Source organism: Qipengyuania soli (genome assembly GCF_015529805.1).
GTDB lineage: Bacteria > Pseudomonadota > Alphaproteobacteria > Sphingomonadales > Sphingomonadaceae > Qipengyuania > Qipengyuania soli.
This window is the reverse complement of sequence record NZ_CP064654.1, coordinates 2,721,093-2,739,425: the sequence shown is the minus strand read 5'-3', so window position 1 is coordinate 2,739,425 and position 18,333 is coordinate 2,721,093. Positions and strand designations below refer to the sequence as shown.

The window sequence follows — 18,333 nt, the reverse complement described above, 5'->3', positions numbered from 1 at the left end:
TGACGCGCCGGCCCCATTCCCCCTTGCGTTCCGTAGCGTCCTTCCCGTTGCGGCCTACCAGCGATAGCTTGCCCGCATGAAGCGACTCGCAATCCCCCTCGCCGCGCTTGCCGCGCTCGCCGCCTGCTCCAGTGAAGAGGAGCCGGTCGACGCCGTTTCGCCCTCCGAGGCGAAGGCCCTCGACGAGGCGGCCGAGATGCTCGAGGAACAGCGCCTGCCGGCGGATGCGGTCGAACAGGATACGAGCAAAACCCAAGCGGTCGAGGGAGAGGACCAGCAATGAGCAGCGCGCCCAACCCGGGCATGGACCCGGAAATTTTCGACCAGTTCCTCGAACAGCTCGAACGCTACGTCCGGGAACGGCTGATCCCGGCCGAGAAGCAGGTCATCGCCGACGATCGCATCCCGGACGAGATTGTCACCGAGATGAAGGACATGGGCCTGTTCGGCCTGACCGTGCCCGAAGAATACGGCGGCGCGGGCCTCAACACCTCGCAATACGCCAAGGTCGTGAAGACCATGGCCTATGCCGCACCGGCCTTCCGCTCGATCTTCTCCATCAACGTCGGCATGTTCAATTCCGCGATCAAGAACGGCGGCACCGAGGCGCAGAAGGCCGAATGGTGGCCGAAAGTCGCAGCGGGGTCGATCACCTGCTTCGGCCTGACTGAACCGGGTTCAGGCAGCGATAGCGCCGCGATGGCGACAACTGCGCGCCCCGACCCCGACGGCAATGGCTGGATCCTCAACGGGACCAAGCGCTACATCACCAATGCCCCCCATGCCGAGGTCGGCCTGATCATGGCCCGTACCGAGAAGGAAGCGCTGCCCAAGAACGCGCATGTCTCCGCCTTCATCGTGCCGATGGACACGCCCGGTATCACTGTCGGCAGCCCGGACCACAAGATGGGCCAGTCGGGCAGCCATATCGCCGACATCATCCTGGAGGACGTGCACGTGCCGGGCGAGGCATTGCTTGGCGGAGAAACCGGCAAGGGTTTCCGTTTCGCCATGATGAGCCTCGACAATGGCCGCATCTCGGTCGGTGCGGCCTCGACCGGCTATGCCCGCCGCGCGCTCGACAGCGCGCTGCGTTACGCCACCGAGCGCAAGGCCTTCGGTGAGCCAATTGCGAACTTCCAGCTGATCCAGCAGATGCTCGCCGAGAGCGAGACCGAGATCTACGCCGCAGAGGCGATGATGGCCGATGTCACCGCGCGCGCCGACCGGGGCGAGAACATCCTCAGGAAGGCCGCTGCCTTCAAGGTCTTCGCCTCCGAAATGTGCGGCCGCGTGGTCGACCGGGTGGTGCAGATCTACGGCGGTGCGGGCTACCTCGCCGAATACGATGCGGAGCGCTTCTTCCGCGATGCGCGCATCTATCGCATCTACGAAGGCACGACGCAGATCCTCCAGCTCCAGATCGCAAAGCACATGCTGCGCGAATTTGCCGAGCAGGCCTGAGGTGTACGATTTCCTCTCCGGGCTGAGCATCCTCGAAGTTTCGAGCTTCGTCGCTTCGCCTACCGTCGGCCTCTATTGCGGCCAGTTCGGGGCCGAGGTTATCCGCGTCGACGACAAGCGCGGGGGGCTCGACTACGACCGTTTCATGCTGGCGGACAACGGCCGCTCGCTCTCGTGGGAGAACCTCAACCGCACCAAGAAGTCGGTCGCGCTAGACCTGCGCAGCGGCGAAGGGCGCGAACTGTGCGTCGAACTCGCCGGCCGGATCGGCCAGTGCGTGACCAATTTGCCGGAAAAGAGCTTCCTCAGCCACGCGGCCATGGCCAGGGGGCGCGAGGACATGGTCTCGGTCCGCATCATGGGCTGGCACGACGGCAGGCAGGCGATGGACTTCACTGTCAATGCCGCCGCCGGATACCCGATGATGACCGGCCCTGCCGACTGGGACCCGGCGACAGCCCCTCCGGTCAACCAGCTGATGCCCGCCTGGGACTTCCTCACAGGCGCCTATTGCGCCTTCAGCCTGCTTGCGGCGCTGCGCCACCGTGACGCCACCGGCGAGGGTGCCGAAATCCGCGTGCCGCTGGGCGATGTCGCGATCGGAACGCTGGCGAACTCGGGCACGATGGCCGAAATGCTGTTCCGCGGCGCCGACCGCGAGCGGCTCGGCAATGCCATCTGGGGCGCATTCGGCAGCGACATGATCACCCGCGATGGCGTGCGCTTCATGGTCGCAGCGCTGACGCCGAAGCAGTGGGACGGCATTGTCGAGGCTTTCGGCCTGTCAGGCAAAATCGCCGCGCTCGAAAGCGAACTCGGCGTTCGTTTCGCCGACGGCGACACACCGCGCTTCCAGCATCGCGACCGACTGCTCGGCCTGTTCCAGTCGGTCGCCAGCCAGCACGATTATGCCGAGCTTGAAAGGCGCATGGCCGCGGCGGGTACGACATACGAACGCTATCGCACGCCTTACCAAGCATCGAAGGATCCCGCCTTGGTGGGCACCAACCCCATGTTCGGGCGCACGCCCGACAACCCCAGCGGGGTCGACTATCCTGTGGCGCGCAGCTTTGCCAACATGCCCGACAAGCCGCGCGGCGAGCCGCGCCGCGCACCCTATCTCGGCGAACACACCGAGGAAGTGCTGGCCGAAAAGCTCGGCCTGTCCTCGGGCCAGATCGGCAAGCTCGTCGATAGCGGCATCGCCGCCCCGAGCGACCAGGGCCACGACTACTCCAAGACCAGGATCATGCCATGACGTCACTTCGTCGAGTAGCCATCTGCAAGCCCCTGAGGACGCCGGTCGGCAAATACCTCGGCAGCCTCGCCTCGCTCGAGGCAGGGCAGCTTGGCGCCATCATCATCAAGGCGCTGGTCGAACGCAGCGGGATCGATCCGGCCCGCGTCGACGACGTTGTCTTCAGCCAGGGCTATGGCAGCGGGGAGGCCCCTGCAATCGGACACTGGAGCTGGCTTGCCGCCGGCTACCCCGAGGAAGTCCCCGGCTTCCAGCTCGACCGGCGCTGCGGTTCGGGCCTCCAGGCCGTCGCGACGGCAGCGATGATGGTCCAGACCGGCGTTGCCGACTGCGTGGTCGCGGGCGGCGTCGAGAGCATGTCGAATGTCGAACATTACACCACTGCCGTGCGCAACGGCGTGCGCATGGGCGACATGCAATTGTGGGACCGCCTGACGCGCGGCCGCCTGATGAGCCAACCGATCGCACGCTACGGCATCATCACCGGCATGATCGAGACGGCGGAGAACCTCGCCAAGGATTACGGCATCAGCCGCGAAGAGGCCGACGCCTTTGCCGTGCGCAGCCACCAAAACGCGACGCGCGCCTGGGACCAGGGCAAGTTCGATGAACAGCTTGTCCCTGTCGAGATCCCCACGCGCAAGGGTGATCCGGTCGTCTTCGCAAAGGATGAGGGTTTTCGCCCCGATGCAAGCATGGAGACGCTCGGGGCATTGCGCGCCATCGACCTGAAGCGCGATCCACAAGCCATCGTGACGGCAGGCAATGCCAGCCAGCAGAACGACGCCGCGGCGGCCTGCCTCGTCGTTGCCGAGGACAAGGTCGCCGAACTTGGTCTCGAACCGATGCTGTGGTTCCATTCGTGGAGTGCCGCCGGCTGCGATCCCAGCCGAATGGGCATCGGCCCGGTCCCGGCGGTCGAGCGCCTGCTCGCGAGGAATGGCCTCGGCTGGGACGACATCGATCTTATCGAACTGAACGAGGCCTTCGCCCCGCAGGCGCTCGCCGTGCTCAAGGGCTGGGGCTTCTCCGGTGACGACAGCCGCCGCGACATCGTCAACGTCAACGGCTCGGGCATCTCGCTCGGCCATCCCATCGGCGCGACTGGCATCCGCATTCTCGCTGACATGGCGCACGAAATGCACCGGCGCGGCTCGCGCTACGGGCTCGAGACCATGTGCATCGGCGGCGGGCAAGGCATGGCCGCCGTGTTCGAGCGCGCCGCTTGATGGGCGAGTGGGACAGTTGGCTCGGGCGCAATGAAATGCGCGAGGACCGGCTGGACGAGGCACTGGCAAAGCGCTGGCTCGCCACCTTTGACCTGCAGGCAGGAGCGGACACCACGATGCCGCAGGGCATCCATTTCTGCCTCTGCACGCCCGACGCTGCGACAAGTGCCTTGGGTGAAGACGGCCATCCCGCCCGCTCGGACAATCGCGACAGCTTCATGCCGCCCATCCCCATGCCGCGCCGGATGTGGGCGAGCAGCGACATTACCTTCCTCTCGCCGATCCGGACCGGCGCACGCATCGACCGGATCAGCCGGATCGCCTCGATTTCGGAAAAGGACGGTTCGAGCGGCAAGCTCGCCTTCGTCGAGGTCGAGCACGTCACGACTTGCGAGAATGTCGAGGCAGTCCACGAGAAACAGACCCTCGTTTATCGCGACGCCGCGCCGGCCGATGCGGCGCTGGTCCCGCCGGAGACTGGCGAGAGCACCTTCGATCCTGCCGGTTGGGACGCCCACGGGGAGGTCGCGCCCGATCCGCGGCTGCTGTTCCGCTATTCCGCACTCACCTTCAACACGCACCGCATCCACTACGACACGCCCTATGCGCGCGATATCGAGCGTTATCGCGGCCTGGTGGTCCACGGTCCGCTGACCGCGAGCCTCTTGCTGCAACTTGCCGCATCGCGCTTCGGCGACAATCGTCTGGCGAGCTTCTCCTTTCGCGGAGTCAGCCCGGCCATAGCGGGCGAACCGCTCCACCTCGTCATTCGGGGCGACGGCGATGCCATCGAACTCGGCGCATTTGCTGCCGACGGACGGCAGGTCACGAAGGCAAAAGCCGCCCTCGCCTAGCTTTCGGGATAGGACTGGATCGGGCGGAGCGCCCCATAGGTTTCGACCGCAGGTACGCGCCCGAGCGGACCGAACTCGATCTCCGCCGGGTCGACTTTCGTATCCGGCAGTCTGTCGAGAAGGTCGCGTACCAGCGTCAGACGCCCGAGTTTCTGGTCATTGAAGTCGACCACCGTCCACGGAGCAGACGCGGTATGCGTCGCGGCGAACATCGCCTCGCGAGCCTCCGTGTAGGCGTCATACTTGTCGCGCGCAGCGAGGTCGACGGGCGACAACTTCCACCGCTTCATCGGATCTTCGAGCCGCTCACGCAAGCGCTCTTCCTGCTCGGCCTGGTCGGTCGCCAGCCAGTATTTGAAGAGCAGGATCCCGTCATCGACCAGCATCTTCTCGAACACCGGGACCTGTTCGAGAAAGGCCGCCACCTGTTCGCCCGTGGCATAGCCCATGACCTTTTCGACGCCTGCGCGATTGTACCAGCTGCGGTCGAAGAGGACGATTTCGCCCGCGGTCGGCAGGTGCTCGACATAGCGCTGGAAATACCATTGGCCCTGCTCCGCCTCGGTCGGCTTGGAGAGGGCGACGGTGCGGCATTGGCGCGGGTTGAGGCTTTCACGCACGGCACCGATCGCGCCGCCCTTGCCCGCCGTGTCGCGACCCTCGAAGATCACCAGGATGCGCTGCCCGGTGGCCTTGGCCCAACGTGCCATGCCGACCAGTTCGGCCTGCATAGGCTCCATCGCAGCCTCGTATTCCTCGCGTTTCATGCCAGGCTTCTCCCCGTTTGTGCCGCGCGGCCAATAGTAGTATCATCGGCAACGATATGGCCAGCATCGCAGAACCCGAACAGGACTTTAGCCGCCTTCCGGACCTTCCGGCAGAGGTTTTCACCGCGCCGCTCAAGAAACCGGCTCATGTCGGCGACGATTGGCTGGAACCTGCGCAGACCGTCTATTCGTCCGACGACGATGCAATCTGGAACGACCTCTTCGCCCGCCAGATGGACGTCCTTCCGGGTCGCGCGGCAAGTGCCTTCATGGCCGGACTGCAAAAGCTCAATCTCAATCGCGGTGGCGTGCCGGAGTTCGGCAAGCTATCCGAAGACCTGAACGCGCTCACGGGATGGAGCGTGGTGCCGGTGCCCATGCTGATCCCGGACCACGTATTCTTCTGGCACCTTGCGAACCGGCGCTTCCCGGCGGGCAATTTCATCCGCACGCGCGAAACCTTCGACTACATCCAGGAACCCGACGTATTCCACGATGTCTTCGGCCACGTCCCCATGCTGACCGATCCGGTCTATGCCGACTACATGCAGGAATACGGCCGCGCCGGGTGGAAGGCGATGCGCTATAACCGGCTGAAGGCGCTTGGCGCGCTCTACTGGTACACGGTGGAATTCGGGCTGATTCAGGAGAAAGACGGGATCAAGGCCTATGGTGCGGGCATTCTTTCCGGACCGACCGAAGTGGTCTATGCGACGGAAGCAAAGAGCCCCAACCGCATCATGCTGAACGTCGATCGCGTCATGCGCACCGATTACGTCATCAGTGATCTGCAGCCGACCTATTTCGTGATCGAGAGTTTCGAAGACCTCTACCGCCAGACGGTCGAGCGCGATTTCGACAAGCTGTATCGCCACCTCGGGCCAGGCTTCACCTACGCCAACACAGCGGTAATCGACGTCGATTACGTCGTGAACGAGGGCACGCTCGAATACACCTTGCGCGGCGGGCGTGGGAGCGGCGCCACCCCGGTCTAGCGCAAACAAAAACCGGCCCGGGATCGCTCCCGGACCGGCTTTCGATTGCCTTGCGGCTAAGGCTTAGTTGCCGTCGGCGTTGTCGGCTGCTTCGCCGGCTTCTTCCATCGCGTCGGCCTTGTCTTCGGCGGCGTCGGTGATGGCGTCTTCCTGGGCGTCGGTGATCTGGCCGGCGTCTTCCATGGCTTCTGCCTGCTCGTTCACGACTTCAGCCTGCTGCTCGCCGGCGTCTTCAGCAGCGTTTTCCTTCGGGCCGTCGCAAGCGACAACGCCGAGGCTGAGGGCTGCGGCCGAAAAAGCGATCATGGCTTTGTTGAACTTCATTTGTCTTCCCCTTGGTTGGCGGGGCGCCCCAGGAATTGAAGGCTAACCCCAAGTGATTGTGATTAAAGCTTAAATCTGTCTAGCGGAAAGCGCGCTGCTTGGCCACATTGAATGCGGCAAGGGCAAGGATTGCTCCAAGCACCGACCACATGAGTGCGGAACCGGTCAGGGCGCCGAGAAACAGGCCATTACCGGCCACGAACCCAGCAACCAGCGCACCAAAGATGCCCACCAGGGCATTTGTCAAAATGCCGCGGCCATCCTCGATCCGGAGGACGATAGTCGCAAGCCATCCAAGAATGGCTCCGACGACGACGAGAATGAGAAGGCCCATAGGCTCCTTCCGCTATTGCACATTAGCCTCAATAAAGCCGCAATTCGGAAAAGGTTCCGATCGGTTCGTCGCTTTTTCAAGTTGCTCAGGCGAGGCCGAGCCAGAGGATAGCCGCTACGCCGGCAACGATGCGGTACCAGGCAAACGGAGCGAAGCCGCTACGACTGACGAACGCAACGAAAGCCCTGATGACAACCAGCGCGACGATGAAGCTGACCACGAATCCGACAGCGATGTCACCCCAACCTACCCTGGTCGCTCCGCTCATAAGGCTGTCGTACTTACCCAGAACTTCCAGCGTAGATGCGCCAATCATGGTCGGTACGGCGAGGAAGAAGGAGAACTCCGCCGCGGTCTTGCGATTGATGCCCATGGCCAGCGCCCCCATGATCGTTGCACCCGAGCGGCTCACGCCGGGGATCATCGCGAGGCACTGGGCGAAGCCGACCCCGAGCACCTTGCTCACCGGCAGGTCCGCAACGCTGGTATCGCCCTGCGGGTTGGCAACCTTCTCGATCACGAGGATGGCGATGCCGCCGACAATGAGCGCCCATGGCACGATTGCCGGATTGCCGAGCATGGCCTCGATCGTGTCGTAGATTGCGAGGCCGATCACCGCGCTTGGAAGGAAGCCCAGGATGATGTTCCGGGCAAACATCAGTCCCTCGCGCTCGCGCTTCAGCACGCCCATGAAGGCGCCCCAGAAGGTGCCCCAGTACTGGTAGACCACGGCGAGGATCGCACCGAGCTGGATGACCACGTTGAACATGGCCCATTCCTCGGGGTCCGCGCCGCTCAATTCGGTGGCGAGGATGAGGTGCCCGGTGGAGGATACGGGAATGAATTCGGTCAGGCCCTCGACGATGCCGAGGAAGACTGCAGTGAGGATGTCGTTCATCGCCGCAGGGAAATGAAGCAAGGGCGGGACAAGTCAAGCGACCTGTCCCGCCCCGGCGAAGTTTTGCGACGCAGTGAAGCGCTTACCAGATGCGGATGCGCTTTTCCGGCGGCAGGTACATCTTGTCGCCCGGCTTGACGTCGAATGCCTTGTACCATTCGTCGAAGTTGCGGACGATGCCGTTGGTGCGGAAGTAGGTGGGGCTGTGCGGATCGGTGCGCAGCTGGTTGCGCAGCGCATCCTCGCGCTGGGTCGCCCGCCACACCTGTGCCCAGGCGAGGAAGAAGCGCTGGTCGCCGGTGAAACCGTCGATCACCGGCACTTCCTTGCCCGCGGTGGCGAGCTTGTAGGCGCGATAGGCCATCGACAGGCCACCAAGGTCACCGATGTTCTCGCCCAGCGTGAGGCGGCCGTTGACGCAGGTCTTGCCGTCGTCGAGCGGGCAGAAGGCATCGTACTGGGCGACCAGGGCATTGGTCAGCGCATCGAAGTTCTTGCGATCCGCATCGGTCCACCAGTTGCGCAGCGCGCCGGTGGCATCGAACTTCGAACCCTGGTCGTCGAAGCCGTGGCCCATTTCGTGGCCGATCACACCGCCGATGGCGCCGTAATTCACCGCGATATCAGCAGTGGGGCCGAAGAACGGCTGCTGCAGGATGCCGGCGGGGAAGACGATCTCGTTCTTCAGCGGGTTGTAATAGGCGTTCACCGTCTGCGGCAGCATGCCCCATTCAGTGCGGTCGATCGGCTTGCCGAGCTTGTCGAGATTGTCCTGCCAGTTCCAATGGGCGGCAGCCATGCGGTTGGCGAGCGGATCGCCAGCCGCCACGACGAGGCCTTCATAGGTCTCGAGATTGTCGCGATAGCCGATCTTCGGGTCGAAGCTGTCGAGCTTGGCCATAGCCTGTTCCTTCGACGCCGCGCTCATCCAGGTGATCTCGGCGAGCGAGGCAGCCATCGACTTGCGCAGGTTGGCAACCAGTTCCTCCATCTCGGCCTTGCTCGAAGCCGGGAAGTAGCGCGCGGCATAGGACTTGCCGAGCAGTTCGCCGAACAGGCTCTCGGTCTCGCCGATGGCGCGCTTCCAGCGCGGACGCTGTTCGGGCGTGCCGTTCAACACGGTGCCGTTGAAGGCGAAGTCCGCAGCGTCGATATCCGAGCCGAGGATGGCCGAATTGGCGTCGAGGAATTCCTTGATCGTCCAGGCCTGGAGCGTCGCGACGGGGGTCTTGCCGAGCAGTTCGAGCATGCCTTCGAAGCCGTTGCCCAGCTTTGCCATCATTTCGGGCGTGAGGCCGAGTTCCTTGGCGCGCTCTTCACTCGGACGCAGGTTGGTCACGATGTACCGATCGGTTTCGCCGAAGCCCGAGGCATCGAGCATGATGTCGATCGGGAAGTCACCGGCCAGTGCAGTCAGCTCGGCAGGGCTGAACTTGCTGTAGAAGAGGTCGGCATTGCGGCTCGCTGCGCGGTCGGAATCGATCTTGCGGGCGATCTGGTCCTCGAAAGCATAGACTGCCGCGGTGGCGCCTGCGGGGTCGGCGTATCCGCCCTTGCCGAACAGGAAGGTGAGGTACTCCTTGTACTTCGCCTTGACGTTCTCGCCCTTCTCCGAGGTGTCGGTGTAGTAATCGCGATCGGGCAGGCCGAGGCCGCCGGTGCCGAGATAGACCGAGTAGCGATCGGTTTCCTTGGCGTCGACCTCGACCCCGCCCCCCAGCGGCGAGGGGAAGCCCGGCGTCGCCCACAGCTTCAGAAGCTTCTCGAGCGTGTCGGCGGCGATGATCTGGTTGAGATAGGGTTGGGCGGCAGCCATGCCGTTGGCATCGATTGCGGCAGTGTCGAGATAGGACGCATAGACATCGACGATGCGCTTCTCGTCGGCGGTGAGCTCTGCCGGATCCTTGGCGGTCAGTTCGTCGACCAGGGCCTTGACGTCGCTGGTCGACTTTTCGCGAAGCAGGTTGAACGCGCCGAAGCGGCTGAATTCGGGCGGCAGCGGGTTGGCATCGAGCCACTTCTGGTTGGCATAGGCGAAAAAGTCGTCGCCCGGCTTGATGTCCTGCGAGATATATTCGGGATCGAAGCCCCAGGTGCCGAAGCTCATCGTCGGCAGGGTGCTGGTTTCTTCAGCCTTGGGCGTAGCCGCGGTCTCGTCGGCCAGGGCCGGCGCGGACAGCGCGAGTGCGAGCGCGCTGGTGCCGATGGCAAGTGCTTTGCGGATCATTGGTTGCAGTCTCCCGGAAAGGCGCCAGCCCGGGACCGGGCGGCGGATAGTGGCACGCCCGATAGCAGTCGCGCGCGCGTGCGCGAAGACGTTCGTCGTCCGCCGCGCACGTTTTGTAGAAGAATCAGCCGTTCTCGAGCACGAACTGCAGCGAAGCGAGCCTTGCATAGAGCCCGCCATTGGCCGCGAGCTGATCGTGCGTGCCCTGCTCGACGATGCGTCCCTCCTCCATCACCACGATCCGGTCGGCGGCGCGCACGGTCGACAGGCGGTGCGCAATGACCAGCGTGGTGCGGTCTTCCATGAGGTGCTCGAGAGCTTCCTGCACCAGCCGCTCGCTCTCGGCGTCGAGTGCGCTCGTCGCCTCGTCGAGAAGCAGGATGGGAGAATCGCGCAACAGCGCGCGGGCGATGGCGATGCGCTGGCGCTGGCCGCCCGAAAGCTGTGTGCCGCTTTCGCCAAGATAGGTGTCGAGCCCGTCAGGCAGACGCTTCAGGAAGTCCTCCGCGTTAGCCGCGCGCGCTGCGGCCCAGATATCCTCATCGCTCGCATCCCAGCGACCGTAACGAAGATTGTCACGGGCATTGGCGCTGAAGAGCACGCCTTCCTGCGGGACATAGGCCATCCTGCGGCGGATTTCGGCCGGGTCTGCACTGGTCAGCGGCACGCCGTCGAGCCTGATCGAGCCCGCCTGCGGATCGTAGAAGCGCTCTGCAAGCTGGAAGATCGTCGACTTGCCCGCGCCCGATGGGCCGACGATCGCGACCGTTTCGCCCGGCTCCACCTCGAGGTTGAAGTCGAGGATCGCGGGAGCATCGAGCCGCGTCGGATAGCGGAAAGTGACATTGCGGAACGACAAGCCGCCGCGCGGCGGCTGCGGCAGGGCCTGCGGACGTTCCGGAGCGGTGATGCCAGGCTTTTCGTCGAGCAGTTCGGCAAGCCGACTGGCCGCACCGGCGCCGCGCAGAAGGTCGCCATAGACCTCGGTCAATGCACCGAAGGCGCCTGCGACAAGGCCTGCGGTCAGGACGAATGCGGCGATGGTACCACCGGAAATCGTGCCCTCTCCGACAGCCTCGGCCCCTCGCCAGACGAGCAGGGTGATGCCCCCGAAGACGCACAGGATGATGACCGCAGTCATGGCCGCGCGGATGATGATGCGCCGCTTTGCGGTCGAGAATGTCCGTTCTACCGCCTGCGTGAAGCGGCCGTGCTCGCGCTCCTCCTGGTTGAAGCCCTGGACGATTTTCATCGCCGACAGGACTTCGGTGACCATGGCACCGATGTCGGCGACCCGGTCCTGGCTGGTGCGGCTGACATTGCGCAAGCGGCGACCGAAGACGGTGATCGGGACCACGATTGCCGGAATTATGAGCACGAGGCCCAGGGTAAGGCTGGGGACGAGCCAGAAGAGATAGGCTGTTCCGCCGATAGCCATAAGGACATTGCGAAGGGCGACCGAAACGGTCGTCCCAACCACCGTTTCGATCAGCGCGGTGTCGCTGGTCATGCGGCTGGAAATTTCCTTGGGGCTGTTCTCTTCGTAGAAACCCGGAGCGAGGCGCAGGAGGTTCTCCTGCACTTTCAGGCGGATGTCGGCGACGACGCGCTCACCGAGCCAGCTTACGAAGTAGAACCGCATGGCCGTACCCATTGCGAGTACGCAGACGATCATCAGCAGGTACCGGAACCAGCGAGCCATTTCACCCGGATCGGCACCTTGGGCAAAGCCCTTGTCGATCACCATCTTGAAGCCCGCCGGGATGGCGAGCGTGGCCGACGCGGTTATCAGCAGGGCGATCAGCGCCAGTGCGACGTGGCCGGGATAGCGGGCGCCAGACTGCCAAACCATGCGCAGCGGCTTGAGCGAGCGCTCCCTGGGTTCGCCATCGGCCTTGCTGCGCCCGAAAATGCGCCGCCTTGGCGCCTGTTCTTCCGTTTCCACGTCCATCGGCCCCAACTAGGTGCGCCAAGAGTGAAAATCCACAGGCGTGCCTCGACTTGGGCACAATTGCACTGATTGTGCATTGCACAACGCAGTGATCGGCGGCAGGATACCCTCTTTTCAGGACCGGTCACAGAAAAGAACAGGCCGGCCAGCAGGGGACACGCATTGCTATACCATGCCTACGAATTGCAGCGCAGCTGGCTTAACTCGGCCAGCGCATGGGCCTCTATCGGGGCCGAGATGCTGTCCAATCCTGCCAATCCGATGAACTATGTCGGCCCGATGGGATACATGGGCATAGGCCCGATGGCAGCCAGCGCACTGGAAGTCTTCGCACACGCCACGGCTCCTTATGGCAAACCTGCATGGAACATCGATGCCGTCGACGTCGACGGAACGCTCGACCCGGTGATCGAGGCAACCGTGGTCAACCGCCCGTTCGGCGACCTCAAGTGCTTCCATCGTACCGGTCTTCCCGAAAATGCTCCGCGCCTGCTGATCGTTGCGCCGATGAGCGGTCACTACGCCACTCTCCTGCGCGGCACGGTCGAGCGGATGCTGCAGAATTATCGCGTCTTCGTGACCGACTGGGCCGACGCCAAGACCGTGTCGATGCATCACGGCACCTTCGATCTCGACGACTACATGGACTACGTCATCGGCTTCCTCGAGCATATCGGGCCCGGCGCACATGCCATGGCAGTGTGCCAGCCTTCAGTGCCGGTTTTCGCTGCCACGGCTATCATGAACCGTGACGATCATCCCTGCGCACCCATGACGCTTACCATGATGGGCGGGCCGATCGACACGCGCTGTTCACCGACATCGGTCAACGACCTTGCCATGGAACGCCCGATCGAGTGGTTCCGCCACAACGTCATCGCTACCGTCCCGATGCAGTATCGCGGCGCCGGTCGACAGGTGTATCCGGGCTTCATGCAGCTTGCCGGCTTCATGAGCATGAACCTCGGCAATCACATGATGAGCCACTACGAGATGTTCAAACACCTCACCATCGGCGACGACGAGAGCGCGCAGGCGACCAAGGATTTCTACGACGAATACCGCAGCGTATGTGACATGACCGCCGAATTCTACCTGCAGACGGTGGAAGAGGTGTTCCAGACCCATGCCCTGCCCAACGGAACCTTCTTCCATCGCGGCAAGCGCGTCGATCTCGGCGACATCACGAAAACGGCGCTCCTCGCCATCGAGGGAGAGCGCGACGACATTTCGGGTCTCGGTCAGACCAAGGCCGCGCTCGACCTGACGCCCAGGCTCGCTTCATCGAAGAAGCGGTATTACATGGCGGAAGGCGCCGGACATTACGGGATCTTCAACGGCAGCCGCTGGCGCGAGAAGATTGCGCCTGTGGTCGAGGACTTCATCGCCAAGCACGGCTAGGCCGGCGGCAGCGGCTCCTGTGGCGCGCGAACGCTAGCGACCAGCCGTCCGAGGACGCGGCGCGCCAGCACCAGCAGCCAGATGACCAGCACCAGCAGGATGACGGCGATCACTCCTGCTGCGACCGGGTACTGGTAGGCCAGGTACAGCAAGCCCATTGTCGCAATGTCCTCGGCGGTCGATACGGCCACGTTGCTCACCGGCTCGGGACTGACGTTGACAACGCCGCGTGCGCCGGCCTTGCCGGCATGGGCCATGAAGCTCGCCCCGCCACCCAGGATGAAGGCGATGACCTGCGTCGCAGGGTCCGACGGATCGACGATTGCGAGGGCCAAGAGCGCCCCGCCGACCGGCCGGATCAGCGTGTGGACCGTGTCCCAGATGGAATCGAGCCACATGACCTTGTCGGCAAGGAACTCCGCCGTGGCACCCAGTGCGGCGATCCCCATGACCCAGGGGTTGGCGAGCACGTCTAGCGAGGCGAGGTGGTCGGGCAAAGGCAGTGCCCCTAACCGCATGGCGAGGCCCGTCGCAAAGATGCACAGGTAAAGTCGCCAGCCGGAAAGGATGCTGACGCTGGCTGCGACGCCGATTATTTCCATGATGCCCATCGCGAACCCTTCGCCATTGACGCTGCCTGAGCATGCGCCCGCCGACAGACTATAGCAAGATCAGGGTGTAAGGTCGGGATCCGCAGCGTCGCCGTCTTCCAGCTGCACGCCGAAGCTGTTGAGCAGCATCGACACCTGCGTGTACTGGCCCACCGTGAAGACGAGGTCCATGCGGCCCTTGTCGCCCAGTTCTTCGAGTGCCTTCCAGGTCTGGTCAGAGACGAAGTGATCGGCGACGAGTTCATCCGCAGCGCGCAGCATGGCCGACTCAATGGGTGTCCAGCCAGGCGCATCCGGCCCCGCCTTGATACGCTCGATTTCCTCCGGCGTCAGGCTGCAGTCGATGCCGATGCGCCGGTGCTGGGCGAACTCGTAGCCCGAGCGGCACAACCAGCCGGTCCGCAGGATGACGATTTCCCGCTCGCGTGGTGGCAGGCTGTTGCGGCGGGACAGGATGTAATTGCCCCACGCCAGGAAACCCGTCAGCGCCTTGGGCGCGCGGGCCAGCGTGCGGAAGATATTGAGGACCCGCCCCCCGCCGACCTTGTTGGAAGGATCGGCGAAGGGGGCGAGAACTTCGCGCTGCTCCTCGTCGAGCCGCTCCATGTCGAGCGGCTCGATGCGAGGGGCAGAAAGGCGCATCAGAAGACCTCGAAGAGGCCCGCTGCGCCCTGGCCGCCACCGATGCACATGGTGACGACGGCGTACTTCACGCCGCGGCGCTTGCCTTCGATCAGCGCGTGGCCGGTGCAGCGCGCGCCGGTCATGCCGAAGGGGTGGCCGATCGAGATCGAGCCGCCGTTGACGTTGAGCAGTTCGTCAGGAATGCCGAGCTTGTCGCGGCAGTAGAGCACCTGCACCGCGAAAGCCTCGTTAAGCTCCCACAGGCCGATGTCGTCCATCTTGAGGTTGAAGCGTTCGAGCAGCTTCGGAATTGCGAAGACCGGGCCGATGCCCATCTCGTCGGGCTCCGTGCCGGCAACCGCCATGCCGACATAGCGGCCCAGCGGTTCGAGGCCGCGCTTTTCGGCGACCTTGGCTTCCATCACCACGCAGGAGGACGAACCGTCCGACAGCTGGCTGGCGTTGCCTGCCGTGATCGTGTGGCCTTCGCCCATCACCGGCTTGAGGCTGGCGAGGCCTTCGAGCGTGGTATCGGGGCGGTTGCAGTCGTCGCGATCGGCAGTGACTTCGTGGAAAGAGACTTCCTTCGTTTCCTTGTCCATCACCGCCATGGTTGCGGTGCAGGCGACGATTTCGTCATCGAACTTGCCGGCGGCCTGCGCTGCGGCAGTGCGCTGCTGCGACTGGAGCGAATATTCGTCCTGGTACTCGCGGCTGATGTTGTAGCGCTTGGCGACGACTTCGGCCGTGCCGATCATCGGCATGTAGATGTGCGGGTGCATCTCGAGCAGCTGGCGGTCGGGCTCGACGAACATTTTGCCGCTGCCCACGACCTTGGAAATGCTTTCGAGGCCACCGGCAACGCAGATGTCCATGTTGTCGACGATGACCTGCTTGGCTGCCGTCGCCACGGTCATCAGGCCCGAGGAGCACTGGCGATCGATGGTCATGGCCGGGACCGTCACCGGAAGGCCAGCACGCAGTGCGGCGAGGCGCGCGACGTTGCCGCCGGTCGAACCCTGCTGCGCGGCGCAGCCCATCACCACGTCGTCGATCTCGCCGCCTTCGAGGCCGGCTCTTTCGACCGCGGCCTTGATCGACCACGAACCCAGCGTCGCGCCGGTTGTGTTGTTGAAGGCGCCGCGCGCCGCCTTGGTAAGCGGGGTTCGGGCGGTGGAGACGATGACTGCGTCACGCATGGGTAATTCCTTGGATTGCTAAGATTGTCCGATCCTCGCCGGGGAGGAGGGGGAAATCAGACGAAGAACTGCATGATCCATTCGGTGATCAGGGCGGGCTTGTCCTCGCCTTCAATCTCGATGGTGATTTCGTGCGTCTGCTGCCACTGGCCGGGACGCTTCTCGACCAGTTCGAGCAGCTTCCAATGGCCGCGAATACGCTTGCCCGAGCGGACCGGGGCAATGAAGCGCGTCTTGTTGCCGCCGTAGTTGACGCCCATTTTCACGCCGTCGACCTTGGGCAGGCTCGAATTGGCGCTGAGGTAGGGGATCATCGAAAGGGTCAGGAAGCCATGGGCAATGGTGCCGCCGAACGGCGTCATCTTGGCCGCTTCCTCGTTGATGTGGATGAACTGGTGGTCACCGGTCGCATCGGCGAACATGTTGATGCGGTCTTGGTCCATGGCCACCCATTCGCTGGTGCCGATGTTTTCGCCGACCTTGGTTGCGAGTTCCTGCGGGGTCATGAGCCTCTCCTCTAACAAGCCGAATTTGACGGTTTCGCGCGACTCCGGCCGCGCGTTGCGGGGGGACTCTTGGCGCATGGAGAGGGGCCGCGCAACCCGCGCGAATCCTGCCGTTACGGCATAGCGGGCTTGGCCGATGCGGCAGCGCGCCGTGCATCGCGCGCTGCCTTGCGAACCGACTCCTGCTTGGCTGATTCGCGTTTCTTGCAATAGGTCCACAGGCCGATCTGCATTCCGACCAGCATCAGCACGAAGGGCTGGAAGGCAATGCCCTGGAAGGTCGCGCCGACAAGGTAGATGATTTGCGCAAACTGAAGCGCACTTGCCAAGGGTGATTGCCACTGCTCGGTAGGCGCCCGTCGATCACGCCACCGCCTGCGGATGACCTCCATCTGCCAGATCCCGATCGCATGCAGTGCCAGCCAGGCGAGCAGGCCGGGCCAGCCCTGCTCGCCCAGCATCTCGAAGATCGATGAATGGTAGGCACGGCCGCCGTCGGTCACTTGCTCGTACCTGACCGAGACGGTCGAACCGTTCCGTTCGACCACCGGCATCTGGTAGGTGAAGCTGTTGCCGCGAAAGGCATCGAAACCGCCCCCGAGAGGATGCTCTGCGGCATAGTCGATGGTCCACGCCCAGACCTGCATGCGGGTTGAGGCCGACTGGTCCTCTTCCACCGAGTTCAACGTAGACATGCGCTCGTAAAAGCTCGCCGGGAGGAACGGCAGCGCGGCAAGGCCGAGGGCTGCCGCACCGGTGACATAAAGCATGCGCTTTTTCACGTCGCGCAGCATCAGCAGGCCGAGGACGCCGATGCAGATGAGCCCCGTACGCGCCTCGGTCCCGACCGGGATCATCAGGCAGGCGAAGATCAGCAGCCCGGCAAATGCCTTCACCCGCCAGTCGGTCGGGAAGACGGTCGAGTTCTTCACCAGCCAGAGGATGAGGGGGATGATCGCGATGGCGATCGTGGCGAGGGTAGAGCTTTCGTAGACGTTCGAATTGTCGTTCACGAACAGCGATAGATTGCCGTAACCGCCACCGCCCAGCACGGTCTTCATGCTGGCCGAAATAATGATCGCGCCGGCAGTCAGGACCATGATGAGCGAGGTCATCTCGAACCGCAGGCGGGTCGTCAGGGTCACGGGAAGGAAGATCGCGAAGACCAGCGCCTTCCATACCCAGTTCCACTTTTCCTGCGCGAACTCGGGGTAGTCGGCCCATTGCAGGGTCATGAAACACCAGCACAGCAGCGCGAGCAGCAGTCCCTGTCGCAAGGTGAATTGCGTGTTCGCCTTGGTGTCCCCGATGATCCATCCGGCAAAGGCCAGAATGAAGGCGATCAGCGAAATCGGGACCGATGCGAGCAGGGCCCAGCTGATCTTCTGCGGTGCCAGGATATCGATATAGAGATAGGTCAGCACCCAGATGAAGGGCCGCCGCAGTCCCATCGCGAAAAGCAGCATCACGGTCAGGAAGAGGGCGAGGTCAAGCACCGGCATCATCCCGGCGCCGTCGTGCGCCACGGCGGTTGGACCGTTCGGCCGGCTCGTCTGCGACCTGCGGCTCGTCGGCCATCGCGTCCTCGCGATCGAGATCGGGCCGCACCAGCGTGCGGGCGAGTGCGATCATGATCAAGGCATGAGTCAGGCCAAGGGCGAAATAGTCGATCAAGCGTGCGGTCTTCCTTG

At 63.8% G+C, this 18,333-nt stretch carries 19 protein-coding genes; 7 read left to right on the top strand and 12 right to left on the bottom strand.

All coding sequences use genetic code 11. The features are described 5' to 3' along the window. The first annotated feature begins 76 nt into the window (after positions 1 to 76). The 5 genes from IRL76_RS13700 to IRL76_RS13680 are packed head-to-tail and all read left to right on the top strand — an operon-like array spanning position 77 to position 4,805. A complete protein-coding gene (locus tag IRL76_RS13700; RefSeq protein WP_200981870.1) occupies positions 77 to 283 on the top strand; it encodes a hypothetical protein in 207 nt (68 codons plus the stop codon). Then, positions 280 to 1,464 (top strand): acyl-CoA dehydrogenase family protein, encoded by a 1,185-nt coding sequence (locus IRL76_RS13695; protein WP_246449822.1) that lies wholly within the window; start codon positions 280 to 282, stop codon positions 1,462 to 1,464. Before IRL76_RS13700 ends, IRL76_RS13695 begins: the two co-directional genes overlap by 4 nt. Position 1,465: 1 nt before the next feature. Beyond that, a complete protein-coding gene (locus tag IRL76_RS13690) occupies positions 1,466 to 2,722 on the top strand; it encodes a CoA transferase (protein WP_200981869.1) in 1,257 nt (418 codons plus the stop codon). Beyond that, positions 2,719 to 3,951, top strand: a complete 1,233-nt coding sequence (locus IRL76_RS13685; protein ID WP_200981868.1) for an acetyl-CoA C-acetyltransferase — start codon at positions 2,719 to 2,721, stop codon at positions 3,949 to 3,951. The genes IRL76_RS13690 and IRL76_RS13685 overlap by 4 nt, the downstream gene beginning before the upstream one ends. Continuing rightward, a complete protein-coding gene (locus IRL76_RS13680) occupies positions 3,951 to 4,805 on the top strand; it encodes an HTD2 family dehydratase (RefSeq protein ID WP_200981867.1) in 855 nt (284 codons plus the stop codon). Before IRL76_RS13685 ends, IRL76_RS13680 begins: the two co-directional genes overlap by 1 nt. Here the strand turns inward: IRL76_RS13680 and ppk2 are convergent. Further along, on the bottom strand, positions 4,802 to 5,572 hold the full coding sequence (ppk2, locus tag IRL76_RS13675; protein ID WP_200981866.1) for a polyphosphate kinase 2: 771 nt from the start codon (positions 5,570 to 5,572) through the stop codon (positions 4,802 to 4,804). The genes IRL76_RS13680 and ppk2 overlap by 4 nt on opposite strands. A 56-nt stretch (positions 5,573 to 5,628) precedes the next feature. On the opposite strand from ppk2, the gene phhA reads away from it, so the two are divergent. After that, a complete protein-coding gene (phhA, locus tag IRL76_RS13670) occupies positions 5,629 to 6,567 on the top strand; it encodes a phenylalanine 4-monooxygenase (protein ID WP_200981865.1) in 939 nt (312 codons plus the stop codon). Between the two features lie 63 nt (positions 6,568 to 6,630). Here the strand turns inward: phhA and IRL76_RS13665 are convergent, their stop codons facing one another. The 5 genes from IRL76_RS13665 to IRL76_RS13645 form a co-directional block, all read right to left on the bottom strand. After that, positions 6,631 to 6,891: a hypothetical protein gene (locus tag IRL76_RS13665; RefSeq protein WP_200981864.1), complete on the bottom strand. Its 261-nt coding sequence runs from the start codon at positions 6,889 to 6,891 to the stop codon at positions 6,631 to 6,633. A gap of 79 nt (positions 6,892 to 6,970) precedes the next feature. Continuing rightward, positions 6,971 to 7,225, bottom strand: a complete 255-nt coding sequence (locus IRL76_RS13660) for a GlsB/YeaQ/YmgE family stress response membrane protein (RefSeq protein ID WP_200981863.1) — start codon at positions 7,223 to 7,225, stop codon at positions 6,971 to 6,973. Between the two features lie 85 nt (positions 7,226 to 7,310). Beyond that, positions 7,311 to 8,123, bottom strand: coding sequence for an undecaprenyl-diphosphate phosphatase (locus IRL76_RS13655; RefSeq protein WP_200981862.1), 813 nt, complete (start codon positions 8,121 to 8,123; stop codon positions 7,311 to 7,313). Between the two features lie 82 nt (positions 8,124 to 8,205). After that, the gene (locus IRL76_RS13650; RefSeq protein ID WP_200981861.1) at positions 8,206 to 10,350 is read right to left on the bottom strand and encodes a M13 family metallopeptidase; all 2,145 of its coding nucleotides are present in this window, start codon (positions 10,348 to 10,350) and stop codon (positions 8,206 to 8,208) included. Between the two features lie 124 nt (positions 10,351 to 10,474). Beyond that, the gene (locus IRL76_RS13645; RefSeq protein WP_200981860.1) at positions 10,475 to 12,301 is read right to left on the bottom strand and encodes an ABC transporter transmembrane domain-containing protein; all 1,827 of its coding nucleotides are present in this window, start codon (positions 12,299 to 12,301) and stop codon (positions 10,475 to 10,477) included. A gap of 162 nt (positions 12,302 to 12,463) precedes the next feature. Between IRL76_RS13645 and IRL76_RS13640 the strand changes: the two genes are divergently transcribed. Further along, positions 12,464 to 13,702: a polyhydroxyalkanoate depolymerase gene (locus IRL76_RS13640; RefSeq protein ID WP_200981859.1), complete on the top strand. Its 1,239-nt coding sequence runs from the start codon at positions 12,464 to 12,466 to the stop codon at positions 13,700 to 13,702. Here the strand turns inward: IRL76_RS13640 and IRL76_RS13635 are convergent. The 6 genes from IRL76_RS13635 to IRL76_RS13610 all read right to left on the bottom strand — a co-directional run bounded on the left by IRL76_RS13635 (position 13,699) and on the right by IRL76_RS13610 (position 18,316). Then, positions 13,699 to 14,313 carry a DUF4126 domain-containing protein gene (locus IRL76_RS13635; protein ID WP_200981858.1) on the bottom strand — a complete coding sequence of 205 codons (615 nt, stop codon included), beginning with the start codon at positions 14,311 to 14,313 and terminating at the stop codon, positions 13,699 to 13,701. The genes IRL76_RS13640 and IRL76_RS13635 overlap by 4 nt on opposite strands. 60 nt (positions 14,314 to 14,373) lie before the next feature. Further along, positions 14,374 to 14,955, bottom strand: coding sequence for a carboxymuconolactone decarboxylase family protein (locus IRL76_RS13630; protein ID WP_200981857.1), 582 nt, complete (start codon positions 14,953 to 14,955; stop codon positions 14,374 to 14,376). Continuing rightward, positions 14,955 to 16,136, bottom strand: coding sequence for an acetyl-CoA C-acyltransferase (locus IRL76_RS13625; RefSeq protein ID WP_200981856.1), 1,182 nt, complete (start codon positions 16,134 to 16,136; stop codon positions 14,955 to 14,957). The genes IRL76_RS13630 and IRL76_RS13625 overlap by 1 nt, the downstream gene beginning before the upstream one ends. A 56-nt stretch (positions 16,137 to 16,192) precedes the next feature. Then, positions 16,193 to 16,642 carry a MaoC family dehydratase gene (locus tag IRL76_RS13620; protein ID WP_200981855.1) on the bottom strand — a complete coding sequence of 150 codons (450 nt, stop codon included), beginning with the start codon at positions 16,640 to 16,642 and terminating at the stop codon, positions 16,193 to 16,195. A 113-nt stretch (positions 16,643 to 16,755) separates the two neighbouring features. Beyond that, positions 16,756 to 18,138 carry a DUF5935 domain-containing protein gene (locus tag IRL76_RS13615; protein ID WP_246449820.1) on the bottom strand — a complete coding sequence of 461 codons (1,383 nt, stop codon included), beginning with the start codon at positions 18,136 to 18,138 and terminating at the stop codon, positions 16,756 to 16,758. After that, a complete protein-coding gene (locus IRL76_RS13610) occupies positions 18,131 to 18,316 on the bottom strand; it encodes a hypothetical protein (RefSeq protein ID WP_200981854.1) in 186 nt (61 codons plus the stop codon). Before IRL76_RS13610 ends, IRL76_RS13615 begins: the two co-directional genes overlap by 8 nt. Positions 18,317 to 18,333 lie beyond the last annotated feature (17 nt).